Annotated in this window: 7 protein-coding genes; 1 reads left to right on the plus strand and 6 read right to left on the minus strand. The window is 50.0% G+C overall.

All coding sequences use genetic code 11. The features are described from left to right. Positions 1-1,079, minus strand: a 1,079-nt coding sequence (locus V7D78_RS04525; protein ID WP_333607243.1) for a DEAD/DEAH box helicase, incomplete at its 3' end; no start/stop codon positions are given. A 213-nt stretch (positions 1,080-1,292) separates the two neighbouring features. On the opposite strand from V7D78_RS04525, the gene V7D78_RS04530 reads away from it, so the two are divergent. After that, positions 1,293-1,760, plus strand: a complete 468-nt coding sequence (locus V7D78_RS04530) for a DciA family protein (RefSeq protein WP_333607244.1) — start codon at positions 1,293-1,295, stop codon at positions 1,758-1,760. A gap of 83 nt (positions 1,761-1,843) precedes the next feature. Here the strand turns inward: V7D78_RS04530 and lpxC are convergent, their stop codons facing one another. From lpxC to V7D78_RS04555, 5 genes are all read right to left on the minus strand, one after another. Next, positions 1,844-2,755, minus strand: a complete 912-nt coding sequence (gene lpxC, locus V7D78_RS04535) for a UDP-3-O-acyl-N-acetylglucosamine deacetylase (RefSeq protein ID WP_333607245.1) — start codon at positions 2,753-2,755, stop codon at positions 1,844-1,846. A gap of 143 nt (positions 2,756-2,898) precedes the next feature. Next, positions 2,899-4,071 carry a cell division protein FtsZ gene (gene ftsZ / locus V7D78_RS04540; protein ID WP_333607246.1) on the minus strand — a complete coding sequence of 391 codons (1,173 nt, stop codon included), beginning with the start codon at positions 4,069-4,071 and terminating at the stop codon, positions 2,899-2,901. 28 nt (positions 4,072-4,099) lie between these two features. Beyond that, positions 4,100-5,335 carry a cell division protein FtsA gene (ftsA, locus tag V7D78_RS04545; protein WP_333607247.1) on the minus strand — a complete coding sequence of 412 codons (1,236 nt, stop codon included), beginning with the start codon at positions 5,333-5,335 and terminating at the stop codon, positions 4,100-4,102. Continuing rightward, positions 5,332-6,081 (minus strand): cell division protein FtsQ/DivIB, encoded by a 750-nt coding sequence (locus V7D78_RS04550; protein ID WP_333607248.1) that lies wholly within the window; start codon positions 6,079-6,081, stop codon positions 5,332-5,334. Before V7D78_RS04550 ends, ftsA begins: the two co-directional genes overlap by 4 nt. A 4-nt stretch (positions 6,082-6,085) precedes the next feature. Beyond that, positions 6,086-6,595 (minus strand): ATP-binding protein (locus V7D78_RS04555; RefSeq protein WP_333607249.1); only part of this gene is annotated, 510 nt, incomplete at its 5' end.

Consider the following 6,595-nt stretch of genomic DNA (forward strand, 5'->3'; position numbering starts at 1 on the left):
TTCGCCTCTACCGCCTGATGCAGACCTGCAGACCAACGCCGGCCTTCCATTGTGCGGCCGGTATGTTCATCAACGATCACGATATCGCCGTCTTTAACCACATAATCGACATCACGTTTAAACAGTTGGTGCGCGCGCAGTGCCGCATAGACATGGTGCAACAGCGTAATGTTGGCTGCGGAGAATAAGGTGTCGTGCTCACCAATTAACTGGTGCTCACGCAGCATCTCTTCCACTTTAATCTGACCAAGTTCAGTCAGATACACCTGACGGGCTTTTTCATCCACGGTAAAGTGGCCATCACCGTGGTTGCCCTCTTCGTCTTCTTTTTCTTGCTTTTGTAACAGTGGCACCAACAGGTTGATTTGCTTATATAACTCTGAGCTGTCTTCTGCCGGACCTGAAATAATCAGCGGCGTACGGGCTTCATCAATCAGAATCGAGTCGACTTCATCGATAATGGCGAAAGCCAGATCCCGTTGCACCCGATCTTCCGGCGAAAACGCCATGTTATCGCGCAGGTAATCAAAGCCAAATTCATTGTTGGTACCATAGGTAATATCGGCCTGATAAGCTTTTTGCTTATCCGGGTGCGCCATGCCGGGCACATTAACGCCAACCGTCATCCCTAAAAAGCGAAACAACGGTTCATTGGTTTGCGCATCGCGTCGGGCCAGGTAATCATTCACCGTGATAACATGTACGCTATTGCCGCTTAACGCATTTAAGTACGCAGGCAGGGTAGCGGTAAGGGTTTTACCTTCACCGGTGCGCATTTCTGAGATTTTTCCCTGATGCAACACTATGCCGCCCACCAGCTGCACATCGAAATGCCGCATGTTAAAGACACGCTTACTGGCTTCGCGCACCGTAGCAAAGGCTTCAGGCAATAATGCTTCCAGGGTCTCGCCCTGAGCTACCCGTTGTTTAAACTCAACTGTCTTTGCAGCGAGTTGTTCATCTGACAGTGCGGCGTAATCGGCTTCGAGGGCATTGATTTGCTGAACCTGCTTTTGTAATTTCTTTAAGTAGCGGTCGTTGCGGCTGCCAACTAATTTGGCAAAAAGTTTTCCAAACATTATCCAGATACCATCTAAGTTAAAACTGCTGAGCAGCCCTGGCCAGGCCAGTGATTTATTAGGGTTGTTCGTTCTGCCAGCATGCCAGCAGCTAAGCGCTTCGCTTGATATGGCGATAGCACCGTTAAAATTCAAGGTTTAGCGCCACACTGCACGCCGAACTTAAAACTCTGTTAGACTATTGCAGCCTGACCGTATTAAAAGTTACCGCAGATGAAACGCTATACCCAAAAACCGCAAACAATTAGTCGTCTGTTCGGCCAGAGCCGGCTGGCAGAGCTGCAACAACAGCAGCAACTGCTTAGTGCGTTAAATGCTGAACTCTGCTCTATATTGCAACTGGAGCAACTGCAGTTTTGTCAGGTCGCCAGCATTAAAGCTGGCCGGGTACAACTTTTATGTAATTCTGCGGCCTGGGCCACCCGGCTTAAAATGCAACGCGCAGCCATTCTAGACAATTTCCGCCAAAAAATCTTGCCTGATTTAGCAGGGATTGATATTGAAGTATCACCCCATGCCGCTTTAACGTCAGTTAAAGCCACAGTCACTACAGCTGAACCAGCCCAATCTGCCCGGCGTGACTTATCCGAACAGGCTTGTCATGCACTGCAGCAGGCTGTCGAGCATACTGAGGGGCCGGTGCAAGCGGCTTTACAGCGTTTATTACAACATCGAAAATAACGACCTGCGGCAAAATACGTGATTTAAAACAAAAACGCCAGCCCTGTGCAGGCTGGCGTTTTAAAGACGTCTATTTAACAGTATCAGGCCAGTTGCGGCGCCAAATAGGAAATAGGCATTGCCGCCTTGTCTTCGAAGGTCACAAATTCCCAGCAATCCTGATTTGCCAGAATAGCTGACAACAACTGATTATTCAGAGCATGGCCGGTTTTATAGGCGCGGAACTCACCTAAAATGCTGTAGCCGGCCATATACAAATCGCCAATCGCATCCAGAATTTTGTGCTTAATAAATTCATCTTCGTAGCGCAGGCCATCCTGGTTTAACACCCGGAATTCATCCAGCACCACGGCATTATCCATGCTGCCGCCCAGCACCAAGTTGCGTTCCCGCAGCATCTCGATGTCGCGCATGAAACCGAAGGTACGGGCCCGGCTGATATCTTTGATAAAACCCGCGGCGGAAAAGTCCATTTGCATGCGCTGAGTGGTTTCGGCAATAACCGGGTGATCAAAATCAATGGCGAAATCGATTTTAAAGCCGTTGTGTGGCTTAAATTCTGCCCATTTGTCACCGTCTTCTACCCGGATAGCTTGCTTGATTCGGATAAATTTTTTCGCCTGGCGTTGCTCGTTAATACCCGCCTCTAACAGCAAGTACACGAACGGGTTGGCACTGCCATCCATAATAGGAATTTCAGCGGCATCCACTTCAATCACCAGGTTATCAATACCCAGTCCAGCGACTGCGGCCATCAGATGCTCTGTGGTCGACAAACGCACACCTTGCGGGTTAATTAAACAGGTACACATTACCGTATCACCCACCATGTCTGGGGTAACTTTAAAACCGACTACCGGGTCCAGGTCGACACGCCGGAATATAATTCCGGTATTATCAGGTGCAGGCCGGAGAGTAAGCGTAACCTTTTCACCTTTGTGCAACCCAACACCAACAGTAGTGACAGTGTGGTCTATGGTACGTTGTTTAATCATAATGTTTACCTGCTCAAAATTTAAGCAATCGCAAAATGGCGGCGAAGCATAGCATAGTTTTTGCTACTATGCCAAACGCTCGCTGAACCAGCTATGAATTTAGCCGTTACTAAAGTTATTTCACTGCCGCCAGGCAGCAGGCATTAATCTGCCTGCTTACGCAAAAAGGCCGGGATATCAAAAATATCCACACCACCTTTGCTCTCAGCTTGTACCTTAGGCTGCAGTTGATCTTCTCTGTGTATGTCACGGCTAACTGCTACCGCAGGGGCTGCCTGGCGAATAGTGTTACCGCTGGTCACATAACCACCAACCGGCTCAGATCTGTGGTTAGGTACCAGGCTGATATCTGGCTTACGATCTGCGCCAATACCCGTAGCCACTACCGTCACCCGCAGCTCGTCATGCATCTCAGGGTCAATCACTGCACCTACTACCACTGTAGCATTTTCTGAGGCGAAAGCTTTAACTGCATTACCTACAGTCTCAAACTCTTCAATGCTGATATCCAGGCCAGCAGTGATATTGACCAGAATACCTTTGGCACCTGATAAGTCGATATCTTCCAGCAAAGGACTGGAAATCGCCTGCTCAGCGGCTTCTTCCGCCCGATCCGGACCTGATGCCCGGCCAGTGCCCATCATCGCCGTGCCCATTTCTGCCATAACAGTGCGCACATCAGCAAAGTCGACGTTAATTAAACCCGGACGGGTAATCAATTCAGCAATACCCTGCACTGCACCCAGTAACACATTGTTTGCGGCTTTAAATGCATCCAGTAAGCTGGTGCCTTTACCCAGTACCTTTAACAACTTGTCATTTGGAATGGTAATCAGCGAATCGACATACTTACTCAGCTCCATAATGCCTTCATCAGCAAAAGCAGTACGTTTTTTACCTTCAAAGGGGAAAGGTTTAGTCACTACAGCCACCGTCAGGATTCCCAACTCTCTGGCCACCTGCGCGACGATTGGCGCGGCACCTGTACCGGTGCCACCACCCATACCGGCTGCGATAAAAATCATATCGGCACCCTGTAAGGTTTTTTTGATGGTTTCCCGGTCTTCTTCTGCCGAACGGCGGCCGATTTCCGGATTAGCGCCAGCACCCAGTCCTTTAGTGACACCGGCACCTAACTGCAATGTCACATTGGCTGAAGAATTACGCAGTGCCTGTGCATCGGTATTAGCGGCAATAAACTCCACCCCTTCGATGTTACTCGCTACCATGTACTCTACGGCGTTACCACCGCCACCACCGACACCGACTACTTTAATTACAGCTTCTTCGCTGTGGTTTTCCATTAACTCAAACATAGCTCTCTCTCCGTTTTTATACGCTTACTCAAAACTCGCCTTTGAACCAGCTGCTGATTTTTTTCAGCAAGCCACTGACTGTATCCCTGCTTTGTCCGGCCGCTTTTTGCTGCGATCGCACATCTTTGCCGTATAGTAATAACCCGACTACGCTGGCGTAGGCCGGATCCTGTACATATTCGTTCAAGCCACTGACATGCATCGGATAGCCCAGTCTTACCGGCATCTGAAACACATCTTCGGCAAACTCCACCGCACCTTCCATCTTGGCGGTACCACCGGTTAATACCAAACCTGCAGCAATTTGTTCTTCTAAACCGCTGCTGCGAATTTCTTCGAGCACCAATTCAAATAATTCGTGGTAACGCGGCTCGACCACTTCTGCCAGGGTATGGCGGGACATCGAACGTGCAGCTCTGCCACCGACACTGGGTACTTCTATGCTTTCTTCTTTACCTACCATGCTGCGCAGGGCACAGGCATATTGCACCTTGATATCTTCGGCATGGCTTATCGGCGTGCGGAAGATTTTGGCAATATCGCTGGTCACCTGATTACCGGCCACCGGTATCACCGCGGTGTGCCGCAAAGCGCCATTGGTAAACACCGAAATATCCATAGTGCCGCCGCCCATATCGACCACACAGACGCCTAATTCTTTTTCATCATCGGTCAGCACGGCATAACTGGATGCCAGCGAGGAAAAAATCAGCTGATCCACCTGCAAACCACAACGCTCAACGCATTTTTCAATATTTTTGGCCATATCATTGGCACAAGTAATAATGTGTGCCCGGGCTTCCATGCGCACGCCAGACATGCCGACCGGGCTTTTTATGCCCTCTTGCATATCAACCGAAAACTCCTGCGGTAACACATGCAACATGCGGCGCTCGGCGGAAATCGGCACCGATTTAGCCGCATGGATCACGCTGGCGACATCGTCATTAGTCACTTCAGTGTCATTGATAGGCACCATACCGCTTTCATTCTGGCAGCGGATGTGTTTGCCGGTAATGCCCAGATACACCGAAGATACCTGACAATCCGCCATCAGCTCAGCTTCGTTAATGGCACGCTGTACCGCCTGCACCACCAAATTTAAGTCATTAACGCCGCCTTTATCCATGCCGCGGGAGGCATGGGTGCCAACGCCAACGATACTCAGCCGGTTATCCGGGGTAATTTCCCCAACCACCGCTTTTATCTGAGCAGTGCCAATATCTAATCCAACAATCAAATCCCGCTCTAACGACTTGGTCATGCTTTTCTCTTCGTTTCTGGCTCGGCATAACGCACCGCAATACCGGTGTCATAGCGCAAGTCTACTTCTGCCATCGCTGCGGCCTTGTGTTGCTGCAACAGCGGATACAAATCTATTAATCGTTGTAGTCGTTTCAGCGTGTCCTGCCGTCCCAACTGAACAGATAAACCATCAGCTAACTGAATTCGCCAGGAAAAACGCTCCGTCAGCCACAGCTGCTCTGCACTTAACTGATGCAGTTGCAACAACTGCTGCATTAATATGAACATGTTCAGGGCATCCTGCTCAGTGCCATCAGGGCCATGCAACTGTGGTAATGCTTGCTGTAGTTGTGCTATCGGGGCCTGAAACAACTCCCCTTTGTTATTCAGCAATAAATCTGCATTCCAAATCGCTACTGGCTGCTGCTCTGTCACTACCACTACCAGCGTATCTGGCCATTGTTTGCGCACGGCGACCTGATACACCCAAGGTTGTTGCTGCAGGAACTGCTGCACCTGATCCACATTCACCCGAAAAAAATTACCGACAAATTGTTGTTGTAATTGTTGCTGTAACTCCGCTGCATCCAACTGCATAAATTGGCCGTACAGTCGCACTTCTGCAATCGGCGCGGTTTGCTGCCCTTGTACCCAGCGGCTGAATTGCCAGCCGGCAACAAAGACCAACACTAACACCAGCAGAAAAAACACCAGACCGCCGATAAAGGAGGCTTTGCTTGCTGGTGTTATCTGCTGCGCTGTCATAGCGTTACCGCACCTGTAACGTTTGTTCAAGGATCCGCAGCACCAGCTGCTGGAAACTCAAGCCTGCCGCTTTCGCCGCCATCGGCACCAGCGACTTTTCCGTCATGCCCGGCACGGTATTCACTTCCAGCAAATAATGCTTACCTTGTTGGTCTAACATCAAATCTACCCGGCCCCAGCCAGCAGCACCTACTGCGTTAAAAGCTAATAATGCCGTTTGTTGCATCGCTGAAGTTTGTTCCGCCGTTAACGGCGCCGGACATAGGTATTCGGTGGTGTTAGCCTGATATTTCGCTTCGTAATCATAAAAATCGCGGGGTGTGCGCATCTCGACTATGGGCAGTACCTGCTCATCTATAATGGCAATGGTGAATTCGCGGCCCTCTATCCAGCGTTCAACCAATACCTGCGCATCGAACTTTAACGCCGCCGCTATAGCCTGTTGCAGCTGTTCAGCCGTTGCCGCAGTGCTCATGCCGATGCTGGAGCCCTCATTGGCTGGCTTCACCATCAC

Origin of the sequence: Arsukibacterium sp. (assembly GCF_036735525.1) — a bacterium.
In the GTDB taxonomy this organism is placed as follows: domain Bacteria; phylum Pseudomonadota; class Gammaproteobacteria; order Enterobacterales; family Alteromonadaceae; genus Alishewanella.